This is a genomic window from Kitasatospora mediocidica KCTC 9733, from assembly GCF_000744225.1.
GTDB classification, from domain to species: domain Bacteria; phylum Actinomycetota; class Actinomycetes; order Streptomycetales; family Streptomycetaceae; genus Kitasatospora; species Kitasatospora mediocidica.
On record NZ_JQLN01000007.1, the window covers coordinates 179,426 to 201,064 of the forward strand.

Annotated in this window: 18 protein-coding genes and 1 pseudogene; 4 read left to right on the forward strand and 15 right to left on the reverse strand. The window is 71.6% G+C overall.

Features of this window, described 5'->3' with window-relative positions; all coding sequences use genetic code 11:
- Window positions 1-40 precede the first annotated feature (40 nt).
- The 4 genes from BS80_RS31205 to BS80_RS38285 all read right to left on the reverse strand — a co-directional run bounded on the left by BS80_RS31205 (window position 41) and on the right by BS80_RS38285 (window position 3,297).
- On the reverse strand, window positions 41-775 hold the full coding sequence (locus tag BS80_RS31205) for a G1 family glutamic endopeptidase (RefSeq protein WP_051967453.1): 735 nt from the start codon (window positions 773-775) through the stop codon (window positions 41-43).
- Window positions 776-1,162: 387 nt separating this feature from the next.
- The gene (locus tag BS80_RS31210; protein ID WP_083975598.1) at window positions 1,163-1,783 is read right to left on the reverse strand and encodes a TetR/AcrR family transcriptional regulator; all 621 of its coding nucleotides are present in this window, start codon (window positions 1,781-1,783) and stop codon (window positions 1,163-1,165) included.
- Window positions 1,784-1,801: 18 nt separating this feature from the next.
- Entirely contained in the window at window positions 1,802-2,548 is a 747-nt protein-coding gene (locus BS80_RS38280) for a helix-turn-helix transcriptional regulator (RefSeq protein WP_083975599.1), read from the reverse strand.
- Between the two features lie 71 nt (window positions 2,549-2,619).
- Window positions 2,620-3,297 (reverse strand): 4'-phosphopantetheinyl transferase family protein, encoded by a 678-nt coding sequence (locus BS80_RS38285; protein WP_198045672.1) that lies wholly within the window; start codon window positions 3,295-3,297, stop codon window positions 2,620-2,622.
- 390 nt (window positions 3,298-3,687) lie between these two features.
- Between BS80_RS38285 and BS80_RS31225 the strand changes: the two genes are divergently transcribed.
- Entirely contained in the window at window positions 3,688-4,911 is a 1,224-nt protein-coding gene (locus BS80_RS31225) for an FAD-dependent oxidoreductase (RefSeq protein WP_035804562.1), read from the forward strand.
- A gap of 61 nt (window positions 4,912-4,972) precedes the next feature.
- Here the strand turns inward: BS80_RS31225 and BS80_RS38290 are convergent, their stop codons facing one another.
- The 11 genes and pseudogenes from BS80_RS38290 to BS80_RS42135 all read right to left on the reverse strand — a co-directional run bounded on the left by BS80_RS38290 (window position 4,973) and on the right by BS80_RS42135 (window position 19,546).
- Window positions 4,973-5,875, reverse strand: a complete 903-nt coding sequence (locus tag BS80_RS38290) for a caspase family protein (RefSeq protein WP_051967456.1) — start codon at window positions 5,873-5,875, stop codon at window positions 4,973-4,975.
- On the reverse strand, window positions 5,872-7,980 hold the full coding sequence (locus BS80_RS31235) for a hypothetical protein (protein ID WP_035804564.1): 2,109 nt from the start codon (window positions 7,978-7,980) through the stop codon (window positions 5,872-5,874). Before BS80_RS31235 ends, BS80_RS38290 begins: the two co-directional genes overlap by 4 nt.
- A gap of 4 nt (window positions 7,981-7,984) precedes the next feature.
- Entirely contained in the window at window positions 7,985-10,015 is a 2,031-nt protein-coding gene (locus tag BS80_RS31240) for a hypothetical protein (RefSeq protein WP_035804566.1), read from the reverse strand.
- 178 nt (window positions 10,016-10,193) lie between these two features.
- Window positions 10,194-11,186: a patatin-like phospholipase family protein gene (locus BS80_RS31245; RefSeq protein WP_051967457.1), complete on the reverse strand. Its 993-nt coding sequence runs from the start codon at window positions 11,184-11,186 to the stop codon at window positions 10,194-10,196.
- 52 nt (window positions 11,187-11,238) lie between these two features.
- Window positions 11,239-12,072: a 1-cyclohexenylcarbonyl-CoA reductase gene (gene chcA, locus BS80_RS31250; protein WP_035804567.1), complete on the reverse strand. Its 834-nt coding sequence runs from the start codon at window positions 12,070-12,072 to the stop codon at window positions 11,239-11,241.
- Window positions 12,069-13,253, reverse strand: a complete 1,185-nt coding sequence (locus tag BS80_RS31255) for an acyl-CoA dehydrogenase family protein (RefSeq protein WP_051967458.1) — start codon at window positions 13,251-13,253, stop codon at window positions 12,069-12,071. Before BS80_RS31255 ends, chcA begins: the two co-directional genes overlap by 4 nt.
- Window positions 13,250-16,234 (reverse strand): 3-phosphoshikimate 1-carboxyvinyltransferase, encoded by a 2,985-nt coding sequence (aroA, locus tag BS80_RS31260; protein ID WP_035804570.1) that lies wholly within the window; start codon window positions 16,232-16,234, stop codon window positions 13,250-13,252. Before aroA ends, BS80_RS31255 begins: the two co-directional genes overlap by 4 nt.
- Before the next feature lie 43 nt (window positions 16,235-16,277).
- Window positions 16,278-16,532 (reverse strand): acyl carrier protein, encoded by a 255-nt coding sequence (locus tag BS80_RS31265; protein ID WP_035804572.1) that lies wholly within the window; start codon window positions 16,530-16,532, stop codon window positions 16,278-16,280.
- A gap of 71 nt (window positions 16,533-16,603) precedes the next feature.
- Window positions 16,604-17,614, reverse strand: a pseudogene (locus tag BS80_RS31270) (beta-ketoacyl-ACP synthase III); the annotation flags it as partial.
- The gene (locus tag BS80_RS31275) at window positions 17,611-18,666 is read right to left on the reverse strand and encodes a 3-oxoacyl-ACP synthase III family protein (protein WP_051967459.1); all 1,056 of its coding nucleotides are present in this window, start codon (window positions 18,664-18,666) and stop codon (window positions 17,611-17,613) included. The pseudogene BS80_RS31270 and the gene BS80_RS31275, both read right to left, overlap by 4 nt.
- A 31-nt stretch (window positions 18,667-18,697) precedes the next feature.
- Window positions 18,698-19,546, reverse strand: coding sequence for an arylamine N-acetyltransferase family protein (locus BS80_RS42135; protein ID WP_198045673.1), 849 nt, complete (start codon window positions 19,544-19,546; stop codon window positions 18,698-18,700).
- Window positions 19,547-19,849: 303 nt separating this feature from the next.
- Between BS80_RS42135 and BS80_RS31285 the strand changes: the two genes are divergently transcribed.
- The 3 genes from BS80_RS31285 (at window position 19,850) to fabG (ending at window position 21,598) form a co-directional block, all read left to right on the forward strand.
- Complete coding sequence (locus BS80_RS31285) at window positions 19,850-20,305, forward strand: PaaI family thioesterase (protein ID WP_035804574.1); 456 nt, start codon at window positions 19,850-19,852, stop codon at window positions 20,303-20,305.
- 17 nt (window positions 20,306-20,322) lie between these two features.
- Window positions 20,323-20,826 (forward strand): flavin reductase family protein, encoded by a 504-nt coding sequence (locus tag BS80_RS31290; protein WP_035804576.1) that lies wholly within the window; start codon window positions 20,323-20,325, stop codon window positions 20,824-20,826.
- Between the two features lie 67 nt (window positions 20,827-20,893).
- Complete coding sequence (gene fabG, locus BS80_RS31295; protein ID WP_035804578.1) at window positions 20,894-21,598, forward strand: 3-oxoacyl-ACP reductase FabG; 705 nt, start codon at window positions 20,894-20,896, stop codon at window positions 21,596-21,598.
- Window positions 21,599-21,639: the final 41 nt, after the last annotated feature.

The window sequence follows — 21,639 nt, forward strand, 5'->3', positions numbered from 1 at the left end:
CCCACGCGGCTGCGCGTGGGGGGATCGGCGTGCCCGAGGATCAGGCGTGCAACCAGGAGATGCTGAAGTTTCCGCCGCTGAGGGCGGAGTTCTTCGTCAGCATGGTGGTCCTGCGCTCCAGGCTGGTGGAGTTCATGGTGCCCGCACCCGAGAGCGGGACGCCGTTGGCGGTCACGTTGCTGAAGGTCACCGTCCCGAAGTTGGCGACGGCGGGCATCCGGTTGCCGAGGTCCTCGAGTATCGCCTCGGCGGAGGAGAGCTGGTAACTACCGGTCTCGTGGTAGGTCTTGGTCCAGCCCTGGGTGGTGTCGGTCTCGGTGAGCGTGAAGGAGGTACCGCTCACCGAGACCGAGGCGGTGACCCGGTCACCGGCCGCGACGGGCTCGGTGAAGTAGATCGAGTCGGCCGGGTACATCTCGACCCACGGGTAGTAGCCGGCGACGCCGTTGGTGCAGTCCTGGTCGAAGCCGATCTGTTCGACGGTCTGCGAGCTCCAGCCGTCGAGACCGATCCACGGTGAGACCGAACTGTTCGGGGTCGCCGAGCAGTTGAGCGACGGAACGGTCCAGGAGCCGGTCACCGAGGTGTAGGTCTCGCCGGTGGCGGCGTAGCCGGCCCAGATGTTGTCGGCGTGCCGGGCGCCATGGTCGTAGTGCGGGAAGGCCGGGGCGGAGGTCGCGGCGGAGGCCGGGGCTGCGGCGACCAGCGCTGCGGTGAGCAGCGCCGGGACGGCGGTGGCCAGGAAGGTCGTCACGCGGTGCCGGTGGAGAGTCATGGGGGTCCTCTGTCTGGTCGAAGTGCCGGCGCTGACCATGCGGGGGTGCCCGCGCCGGTGACAGTGCGGTGCCGTCCCGGACCCGGCCCGGCCGGAGCCGGGCGTTCCGGGGCATGACGAGGTACCAATTCCCGTACGGGAGTGGCGTGCTGACAATGTGCTGTCATGCACGCATCGAAGGCTAGGGACCCGGCCGCGACGCTACAAGAGCGCGCCGCGGAGATCTTCGGGGCATCGGGCGGCCGGGGGCGCGAAGGCGGACCCGGCGAAGGCGGATACGACCGCGCGCCGCCGGGTTACGGCGGCGCGCGGTCGTGCACGAAGTGCCCGGATATCCGGAACAGTTCGGAGAATCAGATCAGATTGTCCGCGCTCCCGGCGGCAGGTTCAGCCGGCGACCGGCTGGAGCGCCCGCCAGGCCTCGGCGGCGGCCTCGTCGGCGGGCAGCGGGTCCGCGCCGCGCAGCCAGTAGCTCAGCAGGGCGATGAAGGAGCCGGCTGCGCACTGGGCCCGCAACTGGACGCCCGGCGCCTCGCGCGGGCCGAGGCCGGCGTCGACCAGGTGCAGCGCGACCTGCTCAGCGACCAGCTGGTGCAGCCGGTCGTTGAAGCGGGCCGACCCGCACGGCCCGAGCATCCGCCGGTAGAGCACGACGTTCGACTCGACGTGGCGGAACGCGTCGGCGAACGCCTGCGGCATCGCCTCCGGCAGCACCACCAGCGGGCAGCGGGCGACCAGCGCGACCAGGCTGGTCAGCTCGTCCTCCATCGCGTCCAGCAGCAGTTCGTCGCGGTCGCGGTAGTGCTGGTAGACCGTCGCACGGTTGACCGTGGCCCGTTCGGCGACGTGCGCGATGGTGATGGTGTCGGGGTCCCGCTCGGTGGCGAGTTCCAGGACGGCAGCCCGCAACAACGCGCGGGTCCGGCGCACGCGGGGGTCGACGCGCTTGGCGCCCGCCTCTGCCGCCCCGGCGCCTGTGGTCGCGTCGTCTGTCGTCGATGTGGACATCTGGCCACTGTACACCGGTTAATCGACAGATGTCGTGGAGTGCCAGGGGGCGAAAGCACCGGACCCCGCGAGGACCGGGACCGGCTCCCGGTTCGGGTCGGTCAGCAGGCCGTGCTCGATGGCCCGGACCACCGCCAGCGTCCGGTTCGGGCAGTTGAGCTTGGCCAGCACGTTGCCCACCAGCCGCTTCACGCCGTGCTCCGAGATCTGCAGCCGCCGGGCCGCCTGCTTGTTGCTGAGCCCCTCGGCCACCAGGCGCAGCACCTGGAGCTCGCGCGGGGTGAGCCCGGTCCCCGGCGGCCCCCAGGGCTGGGCCTGCGGCGCCGGCCGGCCCGCCTGCCGCAGCACCCGCCGGGCGAGGGTGGCGGACACGTAGAACTTGCCCGCCACGATGTCGCAGATGGCGTCGTCGAAGATCTTGGGCGTCAGCCCGGACCAGTCGACCAGCGCATGGACGCAGGAGTGCGTCGCGTGCGGCACCCCCACCCCGTCGGCGCCGTCGACCAGCAGCAACAGCCGTACCGCGTGCGCGCCCAGGCCGTCCGCGGTGGCGAGGTTCTCCGCCGCCGCGAGCTCGGCCGCCGACATCACGACCAGGTCGCAGGCGGTGGCCCCCGACCGGATCGCCTCCTCGCCGGTGCGGAAGCACTGGACGCTGCCAACGCGTCCGAGGTGACGGAGCATTCCCTCCACGCCGTACCTGCGGACCTCGTTCCCCAGAATCAGCGCGACTTTCAGGTCGGCCTCATTCGATCGAATGGACATGTGAATCCCCCTTGACGTATGCGTGCGATCTTGCAATGGACGGCCGGACGCGGCAGGGCAGGCCGGAACCGTCAGACGCCCGGCTCCGCGACCGCGAGCGCCGCGACATGGTCCGGCCCGACCCGGAGGTCCTCGACCAGCCAGCTGTCGACCTCGCACCCGGGAACCGCGAGGCGGACCCTCGCCCGGCGCTCCCCGGGCGCCACGTCCACCCCCGCCAGCGCGGCTTCGACCCCGATCCCGCCGGCCTTCAGCACCGCTTCCTTCCTGGTCCAGCAGCGGACGAAGCCGGCGGCCCGGCGGTGCTCCGGGAGGGCGGCGAGGTAGCCACGCTCGCTCGCGCTCAGCACGGCGGGGGCGAGCGGGGCGAAGCCCGTCCGCCGTGCGGGTTCGAGATCGACGCCCACCCGCACCCCGTCGGCGGCCGCGCAGAGCCAGTACGGGCCCGACCTCGACAGGCTCAACTCCCAGCCGGTGCGCGGGTACCGGATGTACGGACGGCCGTGGCCGACCCGGCCGCAGCCCGCGCAGGGGTGCCGGTCGAACCGGATCTCGGCCGGCCGGCAGCCCAGCTCCCGGGCCAGGAAACGTCGGACCCCGGCGTGCGCGCCGGCGAAGTGGACAGCGCGGACCAGGTTGCGAAAGGCCGAGAACCGCTCCCGCTCCTCGGCCGAAAGGATGTCGAGATCACCGGAGACCAGCTGCGCCGTGGACCGTCCGAACCGGACGATTACCCTGCCGTGCGCCAAGTGCCGCACGGGCCTTCCGGTTTCCCCCTCGATGACGTGTTGAACAGTCAATGAACTGACTTCCTTCCCCGTTGTTCGCGGCGAATCCCTGCATCGGATCCGCACCGCGGGTTCCCCGGACCCGTCGGCTGCTGCCTCAATGCAACACGTCCGCGCTGTACTTTCCCTGTAAGAACGACCGCCACAGATGACGATCGTTCGACTACGTTCCGTGATCCATCGGCGGTAACCGCCCTGTTACCGGCCGCGCTACCGCCGCCCTACCCGATCGGCGTGCTCGAACGGATCCGGGGCCGCCTCCCTAAGGGCCGGTCGAGCGGGCCTTCTGCCGATCCGCGGGCGTCACCAGACTGCTGAGGACTCTGTCCCCGCTAGCACGGAGGAACAACGATGACCACAGACGACCCGGCCGGGCCCGACATCGAGGCGGACGTGTGCGTGGTCGGCGGCGGCGCCGGCGCGCTCTTCGCGGCGCTGCTCAGCGCGCGCTCTGGCCAGTCAGTAGTCCTGCTCTCCCCCAAGGCCGAGTTCGAGCAGGCGGGGGCGGGGATCTCCCCACTGCTGGCCCCGCCGACGCTGGGTCTGCTGGCCGCCGAGGGCATCGACGACGAGCTGACGCGGGCCGGACAGCGGGTCCTGGGGGTGGACGACCACGGGAGCGCCGGCCTGCTCTCCAGCTGGCGCTACGCCGACCACCCCGGCATCGCCCGCCCGCACGGCCTGACCGTGCCGACCGGCACCCTCGTCCAGGCGCTGCTGACCCGGCTGCGCGCCGAGCCGGGCGCGCGGGTGCGGACCGGCGAGAGCGTCGTCGCCGTCGAGCAGGACGACGAGGGGGTCCTGCTCACGACGGCCCGCAGCGGCGAGGCCGACGGCTCAGCGCCCGGCCGGATCCGGGCCCGGTACGCCGTCGCCGCCGACGGACGACATTCCGGGCTAAGGGAGTTGGTCGGGATCACCGTCGAGGAGTCGGTCTTCGACCGGCCCGCCTGGCTGCTGGTCGCCCCGGCCGTCCCGGGCCGCGAACCGGTGCTCCTGGTGCACCACCAGGCGCCGCGCGCGCTCTTCACCATCCCCACCCCGGGACCGTCGATCGCCCTGGTCTGGTCGCCCGACCGCGGCGAGGAACAGGCGCTGGAGGAGGGCGGGCCGGCCGCCCTGGCCGGGCAACTGAAGTCGGTCGACCCGGAGTTGTCCGCCTGGTTGGGCGAGGTCGACGGCCGGACCTCCCCGCTGATGCGGCTCGGCTTCACGCTCTGGCGGGCCTCGGCCTGGCGGGCCGGCCGGGTGCTGCTGCTCGGCGAGAGCGCGCACGGCCTGCACACGCTCGGCGGGCAGGGGCTCAACCAGTCGCTGCAGAGCGCGGCTTCGCTGAGCCGGGCGGTCCACGAGGCGCTCGCCTCGGGCGATGCCGCCCGGATCGGTGCCTACGAGAGCGTTCGGCGGCCGCATGTGGAGCGGCTGCAGGATCTCCAGTGGAACCTTCAGGCGCTCGGCTACAGCACGGCCCCGGCCGAACGCGGCGCGCACGAGGACTTCATCGACGTGATGACCCGGCTGCACCCCGAGCTGGTCGCCCAACTCGCGGGCGGCGCAGCCCCGTCGGGGTCCTGAGCCCCGCGCGGTGCCCGGGCGTGGGTCGGCACCGACCCCGCCCGGGCGGATCCCGCGGACGTCACGCGGAGGTGGTCCAGGGGGCGAGGAAGTTCTCGTCCATCCGGTTCTGCTGGCCGAGCAGGGTGGCCGTCTGGGTCAGGCCGATCCCCTGCATGTCGGTGCGCAGGCGGTCGACCACTTGGCGGTAGGTGACCTGCGGGTCGGACTGGTTGAAGACGTCCAGCAGGCCCTGGGTCAGGCCGCCGTGGCCGTTGCCCCCGGCGTTGTCGGCGTCGCTCTCGTCGTAGCGGCAGGCGGCGAGAACGGTGGACTTGGAGAGCGGGACGAAGCTCTTGTTGTCGTCGACGCTGCAGACGACGCCGTTGCCCTGGCCGGTGACGTTGCTGACGTTGCCGTCCATCGCGGTGCTGTCCGGCGGCAGCGTCACACCGCACGGGATGACGGTGGTCATGCTGCCGACGCAGGCCTGGACCAGCGCGGACGAGTAGTCACCCGAGCGGACGAGGGAGTCCGGGGTTCCCTCGTGCAGCCCACCGGAGTTACAACTATCCATGATGAGAGTGAAGTTGACGGTCGACTGGTCGAGGTTGTCGGCCATCGAGTAGAAGTCCCGGTCGGTGATCAGGTCCCCGCTGGCGGGGATGATGCACTCGTAGAAGCGGCCGCCGGGGTTGGTCATGTCCTGGGGCAGCCGCCCGCCGTGGCCCGCGTAGCACAGGACAGCCACGTCACCCGCGCTGGAGGCGCTCAGCATGTCCCCCACCGCGCTCTTGATCGCGGCGCTGGTGGCCGCGCCGTCGGTGAGGAAGGAGCTGATCTGGTCGAAGCCGAAGGTGCTGGTGAGCATGTCCTTCATCGAGTTGGCGTCGGCGACGCAGCCGCTCAGGTTGCCGACGGTGAAGTTGGGGTTGTTCTGTCCGCTGTAGTCGTTGATGCCGACGATGACGGCTCGTTTGGTCATGACGGGGAACCTCCGGTAAGCAGGGCGTCGGTCAGGTGGAACACCGGGTCCACCAGGAAGTCGTGGTGGGCGGTGACCGGGGCGGGCGCTTTGGCCGGGTCGCCGCCGGTCGCGGTGATGGTCAGGGTCGTGGCCAGGCCGGTCAGCGCGAAGCCGACCGGGACGAGCAGGGTGGCCCGGGCCACCGGCTGGGAGGGGCTGAGCGTCAGGAGGGGCACCGCGAGGTCGGCCGCCTGCTCGACGACGGCGGCCACCTGGACCTGCGTGATGGCCCGTGCGGTGAAGTCGAGGCCGGTCGCGTCGACGGCGATCAGATGCTGGACGCGCTGCACGTCGGCGGTCCTCATCGTCACGTACGTCCCCAGCGTGCCGAGCGGGAAGGGATCGGCCAGGGCCAGGGCCGCGTCGACCAGCGCCTGGTCGGCGCCGGCCGTGCCGGCGAGCGTGACCGAGCCCTGGACGGGGAGCTGCTGGGTGAGGGCCTTCCTGGTGAGCCCCCCGCTCGCGTGCAGGGCGTAGCCGGTGAGCTCCAGCGGGAACGGCGAGAGGTTGGTGACGGTCGGGGCCGTGGGGTCCGCCAGCGCGACCGCCAGGTCGTCCCGGCCGCTGGTGGTGTGCAGGTTGAGGATCACCTGCGACTCGACGGGATCGGCGAACGCGTCGTCCAGCCGGAAGGCGATCCGCCCCTGCAACGGCGCCAGCCCGTCGGAGGCGAGTTCGCGCAGCAGGAGATTGCCCTTGACCAGCGCCGGACTGGTGTCGTCGACCACCTCGACGGTGAGGGTGAACTCGTGCGGCCGCCCGCCGACCCCGTACGCGACGCTGCTCGCGAAGGGAGTGGGCAGGGAGGACGGGGTCCGCGGGTCCAGGTCGGACGGTAGGGTCACCCGCAGCGTCAGGCTGCGCAGCGTCGGTTCGGCGGCGAGGTCGAGCGCGAGCTGCGCGAGGTCCGCCGGGTCGATGGCGGGAGCCAGCCCGAACGCCAGGTGGAAGCGGCAGCCGCTGGACGTGGTCGGCGTACTGTCGATCAGCGCGTCGCAGTCGGCGGCGCAGCCGTCGGGGGACCTGACGATGCCGTAGGTCGCGGGCACCGCGACGACCGTCCCGCTCACCTGCCCGAGGTACAGCGAGCGGAAGGAGGGGTAGCGGTCGGCCACGCTCCCCAGCGCGGTCAGTTCGGTGTACTCGGAGCGGGTGGTGTCGAAGCCCTCGAAGGCGGAGGAGTCGATGATCGCCGTGGTCGTGCCGGCGGCCGTGAGGGTGTAGAGCGGGCGGTAGGGGGACACGGCGTACCGGGTGCCGAGGGCAACCGCTGCCGAGCCGAAGTCGGAGCAGACCACCGTCACCGTCACCGCCGGCCCGAGGAGCGGCGGGTGGACGGGGTGCGTGACCGGGCGGCCGGTGGTGCTGCGGTGCGGGATCTCGCCCGGGAAGAGCTCGTCCTGGGAACCGGCGTCGGCCGGCGTCGGGTCGGGCTGCAGGAGGTGCCGCGTGACGAGATGGCGGACGACGCTGTACGAGTACGTCAGCTCCAGGGTGCAGCCGCCCGGCCCGGTCAGCTCGGAGTACGCCAACGGCACGTCGCTGCCGACCAGGCCGGTCACCCTCACCAGGTAGGCGCCGTCGTCGTCCGCCGTGACCTGGGCGGGGACCGAGCGCTGCTGGTCCGAACCGTCGGACCCCTTGAAGGGGATGTGCAGCGTGCCGGCCAGGCCGGTCGGCGTGAGCTGCTCGTACCGGCCGGCCGGGTTGGCCTGGCGCGCGGCCGTCACGTCGGCGGGCTCCGCCGTGTGCAGCCCGAAGGTGAGCGTGGCGCTGTCGGACGGGTGGCCGAACGCGTCGAGCCCGTTCTGCACGGCCCGGAAGGCGAAGAGCAGGTCGGGATCGGGGGCCGGCCCGAAGTCGGGCAGGTACCAGAACAGCGTGGAATCGGCGTTGTCGCTGAAGATGCTGCCCTGGCGGGAGCCGTCGTTGGGGCCGCCGGGCTCGCCGCTCCCCGGGACGGGCGCGTCGGCGGGTACGAGCATGGCCAGCAGTCCCGGGGAGAGCGACACCCGCTCGGAGTCCGTGGTGACGGCGGGCGCGGGAGGGATCGGTGAGGACATCGCGTCAGCTCGCCTGGAAGGCCTTGATGTAGTTGTTGATCGTGTCGACCTTGTCCGCGGGGGCCGGTGGCAGGGTGATCTTCAGGGGGTTCACGTACTTCACCCGCCCGGTGGGCAGCGCGACCGTGACGGGGGCATCGGTCTGCCAGGTCACCGGCGGATCGGTGAAGTTCGGTCCGGTCACCTCGACCTGCAGGGTGTAGGTGAAGGAGGTCTCGTTGATGTACTTGTCCGAGAAGATCTCCCAGAGGATGTTCTTCTGGTTCTCCCTGGTGATGGTGAGCGTGTCGGTCCGTGAGCCGAGGGTCGTGGTCAGCGTCATGGTGACGTTGTCCTTGGGCGGATTGATGTCGAGCATGAACCGCACGAAGACGTAGCCGACCTCGTCCACCGTCATTCTGGGCGCGTGGAACGGGCCGGTCTGCTCGATCACCATCGTGGTGCCGCCGTTGGACAACTCGACGCGTGGATCGTCTCCGTCGTAGACCAGGGTCTTGGTGAGCTTGACCTGGTCGGCCGGCCACTCCTTGGAGTCCGCCGCGAGCCGCAGGAAGGCGATGTTGACGAGGTCCGCCGGGTTGTCCTTGGTCCACATGGCGAGCTCGGCGCCCGCGTTCGGGTCGGTCTTGGCCACGGTGTAGTGGAAGCCCTGGGCGTCGGTGACCAGGTTGACCTGGCCGTTCGCCTCCGGGTTGTCGAAGTCCGGGTAGCTGACCTCCAGTTGGATGGACTGGATCGGATCGTGCAGCGCGGTGCCGTCGGCCAGCTTCTCGTCGAAGTTGACCGCACTCGACCCGACGACCTGGATCTTCTTGAAGAACTCGCCGACGTCCACGATCGCCAGGTAGCGGTCCGGGTTCGCCTTGACCGCGGGGAGCAGGTCGTCGAGCGTCCCGGAGACCGTGCTGTTGACCGCGATGCTGGTGTCCAGCTTCAGCGTCTGGGGGAAACTCAGGCCGCGGTGCTGGTAGTTCTGCTTGAGGGTGACGGCCGCGCCGCCGAAGATGCTGCTGAAGAGGCTCCGGTCGGCGGTGGCCGGGGCCTGGTCGGCCGGTTTCCAGTCGAAGATCTCGCTCTTGATCGCGTCGAAGGCCGCCTTGCGCATGTCGTCGACGTTCTTCTCGATCCACTGCTTCAGCTCGGGCGAGATGTCGGCCTCGTCCATCTGCATCTCGGTGGTGATCGCACCGCTCGTGAGCATGTTGGAGTACGCGTAGTCGAGGGTCGCGCTGTCGATTCCCAGGAAGCCGCCGACGGACAGGGCCGCCGAGAACTGCTCGTACGACTTGTCGGCGTCGGCGTGGACGGTGATCTGACAGGCGTGGATGTACATCTGCTCCTTGAGGTTGCAGTGCACGGTGAACGGGGACACGCCGGCCTTGAGGCTGCCCGCGATGGCCCCGGCGGCCAGCTCGTTGCAGGTGACGAGGAAGCTGCTGTCGCCGTGTGCCTCGATGCTGCCCTTACCGGATCCCTGGGCGCTGATGAACATCGGAGACTTGGTCCCGGCGGACGCCGCCACCAGGTCGGGCACCTCGATGGTGACGTTGTTCTCGATGATCGGCACGATGCCGAGCAGCGGATCAGGCTCCTGGGCACCGTAGTTGAAGAACAGCTTGGCCAGACGCGGCGCCGGTGCGGGGTGCGATCCCGCTCTGAGCACCTTGACGGCGTTGGCGATCACGCTGTCGGGGACCGCGAAGGTGGTGGTGAAGGTGGCGAAACCGCCGCCCGTCTCGACATCGCCGCCGGACGTCTGCGCGGCGCTCACGCCGACGGAGGTCTCCTCGGTCATGAGCCCCTTGAAGACCGTCATGCCGAAGGCGAAGTCCTGCGGGCTGTCCTGCTTCTTGGCCAGGTACACCCGCGACGGCTGCCAGTAGTACTGGGGAGGCAGCCCGGCCGCGCGCAGGTCCTCGTTGCTCGCGTCCGGGTACACCTCCACGCTGTAGGCGGTCCCGGTCTCGTCGTTGACGGTGACCACCACGAAGTCGGGACCGAACAACGGGCCGGCCGCGGACAGGAAGTTGGACATGTTCCCTCCAGGAAGGGGGAGTCGCAGCAGGCCCGCGGGGGACGGCGGGTCTGGGTCGCTCGCCATCGTTTCGTGCCCGATCCTTGCCTGCCCGTCTGCCACGCCCGAACGGCCACCGGACCACCTACAGGGAGCAACGACCGGCTGCGAACGTCCGGGGGCCCGACTGCACGGCCGGCTACGGCGTGTGGTGAACGCGCGCGAGGAACTGCCGGGCGGCCTCCTGTCCACTGCTGAACAGCCGACTGCGATCCTGCGGACCGAGGTGGAAGTCGGTGGCCGACATTCCGGCGGTGTCGACGTAGATCGTGCGCTGACTCACCCCCTCCTCCTGTAGGTGGTAGCGGTTCCAGTCACCGGTGAGGGTCTCCAGGGAGTTGACGGCGATGCCGAGGGCCGACTTCACCGGGACGTCGGGTTTCGGCTGCGGGAGAGCGGAGAGTTTCACCCCCCAGGTCGGCCAGCGCGGATCGAGGCCGTCGGTGCGGTCGAAGACGGTGATCGGGAAGTTGGACAGCAGTCCGCCGTCCACCCAGGTGACCTTGCCGGCACCGGTCTCCATATGCACCGGTTGGAAGTAGAAGGGGATGGACATCGAAGCCCGGACCGCGTCCGCCACCCGCTGCTCGTCCGGCTTCCTGCTGTACTGCGGGTAGTCCCACGGCAGCCGCACCAGCGCGTGCCGGGACACGTCGCTCGTGTGCACCACGAGCGAGTAGCGCTGATAGGGGGCGAGCGAGCTGCCGGGGTCGGCCTCCGGGGCGATGGCGAGATCACCGAAGGTCACCACACCCACCTGCGCCAGCACGGGCCCGAGCCATCCGGCCAGGTAGTCGCCGGAGTGCGCCCCCTCGTGCAGCAGCAGCTCGACGCTCTGGCCCAGCCGTCCGGTCATCCGCTCGAGCGTCGGGGACCGGGCGAACTGGGAGTAGTCGACGGTGTCCATCACCTCGCGCAGTTCGTGCAGGTCCCGGCCGGCCTTCTGATAGGCGGCCACGAGCGAGGCGACGATGGCGCCGGCGCTGGTTCCGGCCACCCGCGGGAAGCTGTAGCCGGCTTCCGACAGGGTGAGGACGGCGCCCAACAGGCCGATGCCCTTGACTCCGCCGCCCTCCAGGACGAGGTCGACCTTCAGCTCCTGACCGGCCGTGCCGGATGCGTCATCAGACATACCGCCTTCATCGGCGTGCCGCTGCTGCTCCTTGAGCCCGAGCCCGCACGGCCTAGGAGTCCCAGGTCGGGCGCGGGGGCAGGCTCAGCGGCGCGCGGGCGTCGGCGAAGAACGGCGGCGCGACGACGCTCAGCCCGCCGTCCACCACCAGGGTCTGCCCGGTGATGTACTCGGAACCGGCCGAGAGCAGGAAGGCGATGGTGTCCGCCACCTCCTGGACGTCGGCGGCGCGGCCCTTCGGGATGCGGTCGAGCACCGTGGCCTGGTCGGCCATGCCCGGCACCCCGTAGAAGAACTCCAGCGAGTCGGAGTCGATCAGACCGCCGTTCACGGCGTTGACGTTGATGCCGTACGGGGCGAACTCCAGGGCCATGTACCGCACCCAGGACTCGATCGCGGCCTTCATCGAACCGAGCGCGGCATAGGTCGGATAGGCGCGGATGCTGCCGTAGCTCGACAGCGCCACGATCCGCCCGCCGTCGTCCATCAGCCGCACGGCGTGCTGCGAGCCGAGCACGAAGGGCCGCAGGTTCATCGCGTAGGAGCGGTCCAGGTGGTGCGGCTTCATGTCCATGATGTTCTTGAAGGCGCCGGCCGCCGCGTTCGAGACGAAGTGGTCCAGCCGCCCGAACTGCTCCTGCACGGTGGTGAAGAGGGCCTCCACCCCGTCGACCGACTCGACGTCCGCCTGGACCGCGAGCCCGCGCCCGCCGGCCTCCTCCAGGTCGGCCACGGTCTTCTCGGCCAGGTCGGCGTTCTTCTTGTAGTTCACCACCACGGTGGCGCCGCCCCGGCCCAGGGTGAGGGCCAGCGCCCGGCCGATGCCCCGGGAGGCGCCGGTGATCAGCGCGATCCGGTCCTGGAACGGCCCGCCGCCCCCGGTCATCGGGCCGCCTCCGCCCGCTGCAGGAGCTCCCGGAAGACCACGGCCTTCTGGATCTCGTTGGTGCCCTCCTCGAAGCGCTGCGCCCTGGCGTCCCGGTACACCCGCTCGATCGGGCTGCTCTTCCAGTAGCCCGAACCCCCGTGGATCTGAAGGGCCTTGTCGGTGACCCGGGTGAGCATGTCGACCGCTGTCAGCTTGGCCATCGAGGAGAGCATCGCGGTGTCCGGGTCACCGGCCTCCCAGCGGCGCGCGGCGTGCAGGGCCAGCTGCCGGGCCGCCTCGATGTCGCTCTCGTTCTCGGCGAGCATGAACTGCAGCGCCTGCCGGGAGGTCAGCGGCTTGCCGAAGGTCACCCGACCTCGGGCGTACTCCAGGGCCAGCTGCTGGGCGCGCGAGGCCAGGCCCACGCAGCTCATCGCCACCGAGATCCGGGACGGCGTCAGGAACCCGCCCAGGGCGACCGCCAGGCCGTCCCCCTCCGCGCCGAGCCGGTTCGCGACGGGGACGGGCGTGCGGTCGAAAGTCAGCCGCGCGTGGTCGGTCCCGGTCACGCCCATGGTCTGCGAGGTGTCCTCGACCGTCACCCCGGCGGCGGCGCGCGGCACCATCAGGGCCACCGTGCCCTGGTGGCCGCTGCTGCCCGCCAGCCGCGCCGCCAGCAGCCAGTAGTCGCAGCGCACTCCGAAGGTGATCAGGTGCTTCACCCCGGTCAGGTAGTAGGTGTCCCCCTCGCGGACCACCGTGCAGCGGATGTCGGCGCCGGAGCCGGCCTGCGGCTCGGTGAGCGTGAAGGCGACCTTGATCCGACCGGCGACCGACGGCAGGACGAAGCGCTCGCGCTGCTCAGCGGTGGCGAACCGGTCGATCGCCCGCCAGGTCCCGTTGACCACGTGCACGATCATCCGCAGCGAGGCGTGCGAGCGGGAGAACAGCTCGATCAGCTCCATCCACTGCGGGAAGGAGAGACCGCGTCCGCCGTACTCGCGCGGCGCGGCCAGCGACAGGTAGCCGTGCTCGCGCAGCTCGGTCCAGAGCGCCTGCGGCACGGTGCCCGAGGCTTCGATCCGGCGCGCCCACTCCTCGGCGGGCCCGGCGACGTAGGCGGCGATCTCGGCCCGCAGGCGGTGGAACTCCGCCGCGCTCGGGGCGGTCGCCGGCGCGGCGGCCTCGACGGTGCTCATACGGTGTGCTCCTCGAAGGGGGTCGGGTCGGGGGCCGTGGCCTGGCGGCGCAGGACGAACTTCTGGACCTTGCCGGCCGGGTTGCGCGGCAGCCGCGGCACCAGCCGCAACCGCTCGGGCCAGTAGTGCTTGGAGACCTGGTACTGGTCCAGGTACTTGCACAGGGCGTCGAGTTCGACGTGCGCGCCCTCGACGGGCACCACGAAGGCGCAGGCGCGCTCGCCGAGCCGTTCGTCCGGCATCCCGACCACCGCGACCTCGCTCACCGCCGGGTGCCGATGCAGGAGTTCCTCGATCTCGGCGACCGGGACCTTCTCACCGCCGCGGTTGATGACGTCCTTGATCCGGCCGGTGACGCGCAGATAGCCGTCCTCGTTGAGCACCGCCAGGTCGCCGGTGCGGTACCAGCCGTCGGCGGTCCACACCTCGGCGGTCAGGTCGGGGCGGTCCAGGTAGCCGACGAAGCCGGTGGGCGAGTCGACCTCCAGGTTGCCCTCCCGGCCGGCCGGGAGCACCTGCCCGGCGTCGTCGGTCACCCGCAGCCGGACGCCGTCCATCGCCCGGCCGTCGGTGCCCCAGACCTTCTCGGGCGGGTCGTCCGGTGCCGAGAGCGAGCCGAGGCAGGTCTCGGTGGTGCCGAACGCGCCGCAGACCGCCGCGCCCAGCACGGTGGTGGCCCGTTCGGCCAGGCTGCGCGGCACGGCGGCGCCCGCGACCACGAAGGTGCGCAGCGCCGGCGGTGCGCCGCCGCCGCTCTCGACCTCTTGCACCAGGTCGGCCAGGAACGGCGTGGCCGCCTGGACGAAGGTGGCCCGGTGCTCGCGCAGCGCCCGCAGCGCCGTGCCGGGGTCCCACCGCGCTTGCAACACCTGGGGGACGCCCAGGGTCACGGCCAGCCACATCCCGTAGAGGAACCCGGTCTGGTGGGCCAGCGGGGACGGGATGTGGATCACGTCGCCGTCGTCGAGGCCGAGCCGGTCGATCTGCAGCCGGACGGCGTGGGCGAGGGTGTCCCCGCGGTGCAGCACTCCCTTGGGCTCGCCGGTGGTGCCGGAGGTGAAGAGCAACTGCGCAGGCGCGTCCGGCGCCGGGGCGAGCGCTGCCAGCGCGGCGGGGTCCGGGACGGCGGCGGCGACCGTGGCGGTCCAGTCCGACCAGGCCAATCCGTCGTCGTTGGTGGGCAGTTCGACGGGCTGCCGGTCGGTGGAGACCACCGCGACCCGGCGTAGCAGGCTGCGGCCGGCGATGTCCTCGGCCAGCCAGGCGGCGGTCTCCCTGGCGTGCTCGCGGTGGCGGAACCGGTCCGCCACCAGCAGGACCCGCGCGCCGGAGCGGCGCAGGGCGAAGGCCAGCTCCCGCTGCCGGAAGATCGGCATCAGCGGGCAGCAGATCGCGCCGATCCGCAGCGCGGCCAACGAGACCTCCACGAACTCGCCCCAGTTGGGGAGTTGGTAGGCCACCGGTTCGCCCGGACGCACCCCGAAGGCCAGCAGGGCGGTGGCGGCGCGGTCCACCCGCTCGTCCAGTTCGCGCCAGCTGACCGTGCGGTCGCCGGCCGGGCGGACGTCCACCAGGGCGGTGTCGTCGGGTCGCCGGGCGGCCCAGTGACGCAGCAGGTCGGACGGCGCGGTCGGCGCGGCGGAGGTGGTGAGGGCGGCGGTGGCGGGGGCGGCCGCGCGGCGGCCGGGGTCGACGGACATCCGCAGGCCGAGGCCCGTCATGTCGTCGAGGAACCCCGGGTAGGAGATCCGGTAGGCGCGCGGGTAGCTGAGCGTCCCGGTGCGGGCGGCCCTGGTGCCCGCCAGCGCGAGCGACATCAGCACCCGGTGGTCGTTGTAGGAGGAGAGCCGGGCTCCCGTCAGCGCGGCCACCCCGCGCACCCGCAGCCGGTCGCCCTCGACCGTCAGATCGCCGCCCATGGCGTTGAGTTGGAGCATCGCCGCGACCCGGTCGGACTCCTTCAGTCGGACGTGGCGGATGTTCTCGAAGACCGTCTCGCCCTGCGCCACCGCGGCCAGCACGCTGAGGACCGGGAGCATGTCCGGGATCTCCCGGCAGTCCACCGTGGTGGCGCGCAGCCGGACACCGTCGTGGCGGATCCGCAGGCCGCCGGCCTGCTCGTCGAGCTCCATCGGCACCCCCATCCGCCGCACCACGTCCAGGAACGCGGCCTCGGGATGGTCGAGTTCGCCGCCGTCCAGCCGGGTGACGCCGCGCAGCAGCACGTCGGCAGGGTGCAGCGCGGCGGCGGCGATGCCGAACGCGGCCGAGCCCAGGTCGGGCGGGAGCGTCAGCTCGGCGGGCACGGCGTGCTGCCCGGGCTCGATGTCGAACCGCCGCCAGTCGTCCGAGACCTCCACCCGCAGGCCGAACCGGCGCATCATCGCCACCGTGAGTTCCACGTACGGCCGTTCGTTGAGCTCGCCGGCCACCTCCACGACGGTGGGACCGGTCGCGAAGGGCGCGAGCAGGATCAGCCCGGAGACCCACTGCGACAGCGTGCCCGGGATCACCACCCGGCCACCGGCCGGACGCCCGGGCCGCACCCGCACCGGCGGACAGCCGTCGGCGGAGTCCAGATCGACGCCCAGCTCGCGCAGCGCGTCCAACAGCGGTCCCACCGGGCGGCGTTGGAAGTACTTCTGGCCGGTGACGGTCAGCGGGGAGTCGGCCAGGGCGGCGAGGCCGAGCATGAAGTACAGCGTGGTCCCGGAACTGCCGGCCGTGACGCTCTCGCGGCGCCGCCGGTAGGGGCCGCCGCGCACCACGTAGGTGTCGCCCTCGACGCTGATCCGGGTGCCGAGGTCGCGTAACAGCCGGACGGTGTAGCGCACATGGCGCGCGTCGCTGACACCGGTGATCCGGCTGGTGCCCTCGGCCAGCGAGGCGAGGATCAGCGCCCGGTGCGCGTGGTACTTGGACGGCGGGACCAGCAGCTCACCGCGGAGCGGCTGCCGGTTGGGCCTGAGCGTGAGATGCATGAACTTCCTCTCCGGCTCCGGGAGTCGGCCTGGACGGAACGACTCAGGCCGGGATCTCGCGGTCCTCCAGGTAGGCGACGGTGCTGCCCACCGAGGTCAGCCGGTCGAAGTCGGCGTTCGGGACCTCGACGCCGAACCGGCGCTGAACCAGCACGAACACCGACACGATGGCCAGCGAGTCGAGTTCGAGGTCCTCGATGTAGCTGCTCTCCAGGGAGATCCGCTCGGCCGGGATCTCCGCGACCTCGTCGAGGATCTCCTTGAGGGTCTGCAGGGTGTCACTCTGGACGGTGCTCATGATCGGTCTTCTCCTGAGGTGAGAGCGGTGGGCGGCGCGGTGGCCGGGACGGGGGCTTCGACGGGCGCCGACGGCAGTCGGATCACCTGGCCGGCCCAGACCAGGCCGGTGCCGAAGGACAGCAGCAGGGCGAGCCCGCCCGGCCGGGCACGGCCGGCGGCGAGCAGCTCCTGCATGGCGAGCGGGATCGACACCGCCGAGGTGTTCCCGTGGTGCTCGATGCTGCGGGCCACGGCGACGTGGGCGGGCAGCTTCAGTTCGTTGACGAGCTGGTCGGTGATCCGGTCGTTGGCCTGGTGCGGGAAGAAGGAGTCGAGGTCCTCGACGCTCACCCCGGCGCGGTCCAGCGCCTGTTGGGCGATCGGGCCCAGTTGGTAGGCAGCCCAGCGGAACACCTCGCGGCCGTCCATGGTGATCGACGGCCAGGCGCTGCCCGGCGCGTCACGCAGTGCGGCCCAGGAGGCGCTCTGCCGGATGGTCTCCTTCTGCGAGCCGTCGGACCCCCAGACCACCGGGCCGATCCCCGGTTGCGCGCTGGGGCCGACCACGACCGCGCCGGCGCCGTCGCCGAAGAGGAAGGCGGTGCCCTTGTCGTGCTGGTCGGTGAGTTCCGAGAGCCGTTCGACCGCGATGACCAGGACGTGACGCGAACTCCCGGCGGTGACCAGGTCCGAGGCGAGTGCCAGGCCGTAGCAGAAGCCCGCGCAGCCCGCCGAGATGTCGAAGGCCCCGGGGGCCCGGGCACCGATCCGATGGGCGACGCCGGCCGCGAGCGAGGGGAACTGGTGCAGGTGCGAGACCGTGGCGACGATCACGCAGTCGACCTGGTCGGCGCTGATCCCGGCGTTCTCCAGCGCGCGTTCGGCGGCGGTGGCGGCCATGAATTCGACGGTCTCCGCCGGATCGGCCCAGTAACGCAGCCGGATGCCGGACCGGCTGCGGATCCACTCGTCGGAGCTGTCGATCCGCTCGCAGATCATCTCGTTGGTGACCGGGCGCGAGGGCAGGTAGCTGCCGAGCCCCAGCAGGCCGGTCGACGCTCCCCGGAAGGCCGAACCCTCCTCTGCCGCAGGCCGGTTCACGAGGCCACCGGGGCCGGCTCGAAGTCCTCCGGGCCGCACCAGCGAACCAGGGCCGCGCCCATGCTGAAGCCCGAGCCGAACGCGGCAAGCAGCACCTGGTCGCCGGGCAGCAGCCGGCCGAGGTCCTCGGCCTCCCGCAGGACCAGGGGCACGCTGGCCCCCGAAGTGTTGCCGTACTTCTGGATGTTGGTGACGGTGCGCTCCAGCGGCACGCCGAGCTCGCGCAGGATGCCCTGGATGATGTAGAGGTTCGCCTGGTGCAGCGCGAACAGGTCGACGTCCGCCGTCGCCTGGTCGGCGACGTCCAGCAACTCGCGGATGAAGGAGGGGACTTCACCGACCGCGAAGGCATGCACCGCCTTGCCGTCCAGCGCGCCGAAGTTGTCGCCGAAGCCGCTGCTCAGCGCGCTGCCGTCCCGCCGGGTGCGCTTCTCGCGGCGCACCCAGACCGACTCGTAGCCCGACGGGTCACTGCGCAGCAGGGTGCGGCCGATGCCCCGGCCCGGCGTGCAGGCCTCCAGCAGGTAACAGGCCGCACCGTCACCGAAGATGACCGCCGGGGCCGGGTCCTTCCAGTCCATCGTCCGGGTGCTGACGTCCGCCATCACCACGGCGACCCGGCGGTACTGGCCGGTGGCCACGTACTTGGCGCCGATGTCGAGCGCGAAGACTCCGCCGGGGCAGGCGCCGCTGTTGACGTCGAACCCGGTCGCGCCCAGCGCGCCGGACTTGCGGATCACCAGCATCGCGGTGGGCGGCGTCATGTTGTCGGGCGTGTAGGTGCCGCAGATCACCAAATCCAGCTCGGCGGGGCTGATTCCGGCCCGCTCGCAGGCGTCCAGCAGCGCGGCGGTCCCCAGGTCCGAGGTCCACTCCCCCTCGGCGGCCATATGGCGGGTCTCGACGCCGATGTTCGCTCTGATCCAGTCGTCCCGGGTGAGCAGGATCTCCTCCAGGTCGGCATTGCTGACGACCTTCTCGGGGAGATACCGGCCGATCGCCCGGATTCCCACGCCCTGGGACGTTGTCGGTACGGCGCCGATTTTCGCCATGATGGTTCCACCGTTGGCTTCCGTGAGGCGGTCAGATGATTTTGCGCTGGCCGGCGCGGCGGTTCGCCCGGGCCTTCTCCCACGCGCCGACCGCGCCCGCCAGCAGCTGCGGATGGCCGTGCAGCACCTCACCGAGGGCCTTCCCGGCCGCCGCGGAATCGGCGAGGAACTCGACCTCCCGCCGGCCGCCGCGGGCCCGGACGAAGTTCTCCCCCAGCAGGACGAGTTTTCCGTCGGCCAGGGTGCGCGAGCAGAGAACGGCCCCGGCCAGCGGGGAGTCCTCGGCGGTCAGGTGGTAGTCGATGATCCAGGCGTAGTCGGCGATCTCCAACGGCTGGTCGGCGAAGCGGTAGACCGGCGCCCAGACCCCGTCGGCGCCCGCGCACAGCACCGTCCGCAGGCCGTCCTCGACGACCACCCGGAACCGCCAGCCGCCCTGCTCCAGGGTCGTCCCGGAGATCCGCAGCGGCGCCAGCGGGGAGAGCATCAGGAACCCGACGTCCACCAGCCAGCTCTCACCCTCGGCCTCCACCACCAGGACCAGGTGGTCCCAGTGCGGCCACCACTCACCGCTGACCCGCCACATCTGGCCGGCCACCAGCCGTACTTCGAAGCCGAGTTCGCGCAGGAACCGGCCGAACAGCGGGGTCGTCTCCATACAGGTCCCGCCGCGCCCGCGCCGCACCACCTTGTCGAAGATCTCCGGATGCTCCAGCGCAGGCAGCACCCCGTCCAGGGATTCGAGCATCTCGTAGGGGACCGCGAGCAGATGGGCCGAGACCAGGGCGTGCAGGCACGCGACGGTCGGCTCCAGCGGACCGGTGTACCCCAGTCGGCGCAGATAGTCCTCCCACGGAAGCGACCGCGAACCCGCAGGCACGGCGGAACGGGGGGCGACGGATTCCAAGGAACTCTCCGATGGCTGTGGATACGGCGGCTGCCCGAATCGGCCCGCTCGGCGGTGATGTGATGAATCCTCCGGGAGCGGATTCGCGGCTGTAAGGCCCGACCGCCCTGCTCGAAGGTCTAGCCCGATGCCCGCGCCCGCGCCGAGGTTCGGGTACCTGATCAGGTCTAGGCGGCTGCGGCCGGACGGGTGACAGTACGGAGGCAGGCCGACCGGTGCGCGCGATCGCCCGCAGACATCGCCCGCAGACACCCAACGACCCAGGAGATGTGACCGATGAACAGCAACGCCGTGACGGCCGACGAGAGCGGGCCGGCCCCGGGTGCGCCGAACCGCAGCATCCTGTCCGTCCCGGCCGAACTGGCCGACCAGCAGCTGATCACCCGGATGGGCATCGAGATCACCTCGTGGGACCCGGACCGGATGGTCGCCACGATGCCCGTCCAGGGCAACCAGCAGCCGTTCGGCTGGCTGCACGGCGGCGCCAACGCCGTGCTCGCCGAGACCCTCGGCTCCCTGGCGGCCGGGATGCACGTGGCCCCCCGGGGCGCCGTGGCCGGGCTCGAACTGTCCTGCACCCACCACCGGCCGGCGCGCAGCGGCGTCGTGACCGGGATCTGCACCCCGCTGCACCGCGGCGACCAGGTGGCCAGCTACGAGGTCACCATCCGCGACGGCCACGGGCGGCTCACCTGCACCGCCCGGCTGACCTGCCTGGTGAGCAGGCGCTGACGAGAGAGGCGGATGCCATGTCCACCCAACTAGCCTCGTTCACCGAGGACTTCCGCCGGGCGATGGGCCTGTTCCCGACCGGTGTCGCGGTGGTCTCGGCCGGGAGCGGCGAACGGACCGAGGCGGTGACCGCGAGCTCGCTGACCTCGGTCTCGCTGGACCCGCTGCTCGTCCTGGTGAGCATCAAGGCCACCGGCCGGCTCTGCGAGGCGATCGACAGCGCCGCGGGCTTCGCAGTGAATGTGCTGTCCGCCGAACAGCGGGCGCTGTCCGACCTCTTCGCGGCGCACGAGCGCCCGCGCGGCCTCCTCGCGCAGCAGCAGCTGGGCGGCGTGGTCGCCCCGAGCGGGCATCTGCTGGTCCCCGGCGCCGTGTTCTCCCTGGAGTGCCGCACCGAGCACCGCTACCCGGGCGGCGACCACGTGCTGTTCCTCGGCCGGGTCGGCGCGCTGCACACCGCCGAGCCGGCCCGCTCGCCCCTGGTCCACCACCGGGGCGCGTACACCGCGCTCCCGCACTGACCCCGCGACGAACGCGACGAACGCGCGGTCTCGACGAACCTCGACGAAGCTCGACGAAGGAGCACTCATGGGACGTTCCGTACTGGTCACCGGAGGCAACCGGGGCATCGGCCTGGCCGTGGCCCGCCGGTTCGCCGCGAACGGGGACTCGGTGGCCATCACCCATCGGGGTTCCGGCGCCCCCGACGGCCTGCTCGGCGTCACCTGCGACGTGACGGACAGCGCCGCGGTGGCCAGGGCCTTCGCCGAGGCCGAGACCGCGCACGGGCCGGTCGAGGTCCTGGTGGCCAACGCCGGCATCACCCAGGACGGACTGCTGATGCGGATGAGCGACGAACAGTTCCTCGGTGTCCTGGACACCAACCTCGGCGGTGCCTTCCGGACCGCCCGGCAGGCGGCCGCCGACATGGTGCGGCTGCGGCGCGGGCGGATGGTCTTCCTCTCCTCGGTGGCGGGGCTGCACGGATCGGCGGGCCAGGCCAACTACGCGGCCAGCAAGGCCGGTCTGGTCGGCATGGCCCGCTCGCTCGCCCGCGAGTTCGGCCCGCGCGGCATCACCGTGAACGTGGTGGCCCCCGGGCTGGTGGACACCGACATGACCGAGCAGCTCAGCGAGCAGCGCCGGGCCCGGATCGTCGGCGAGGTGCCGCTCGGGCGCAGCGCCGACCCGCAGGAGGTCGCCGAGGCCGTCTTCTGGCTGGCCTCGGCGCAGGCCGGCTATGTCACCGGCGCCGTGCTGCCGGTGGACGGCGGGCTCGGCATGGGCCACTGACCCTCGCGCGGAACGCGGTTGACCGGCCGACGCAACTCGTC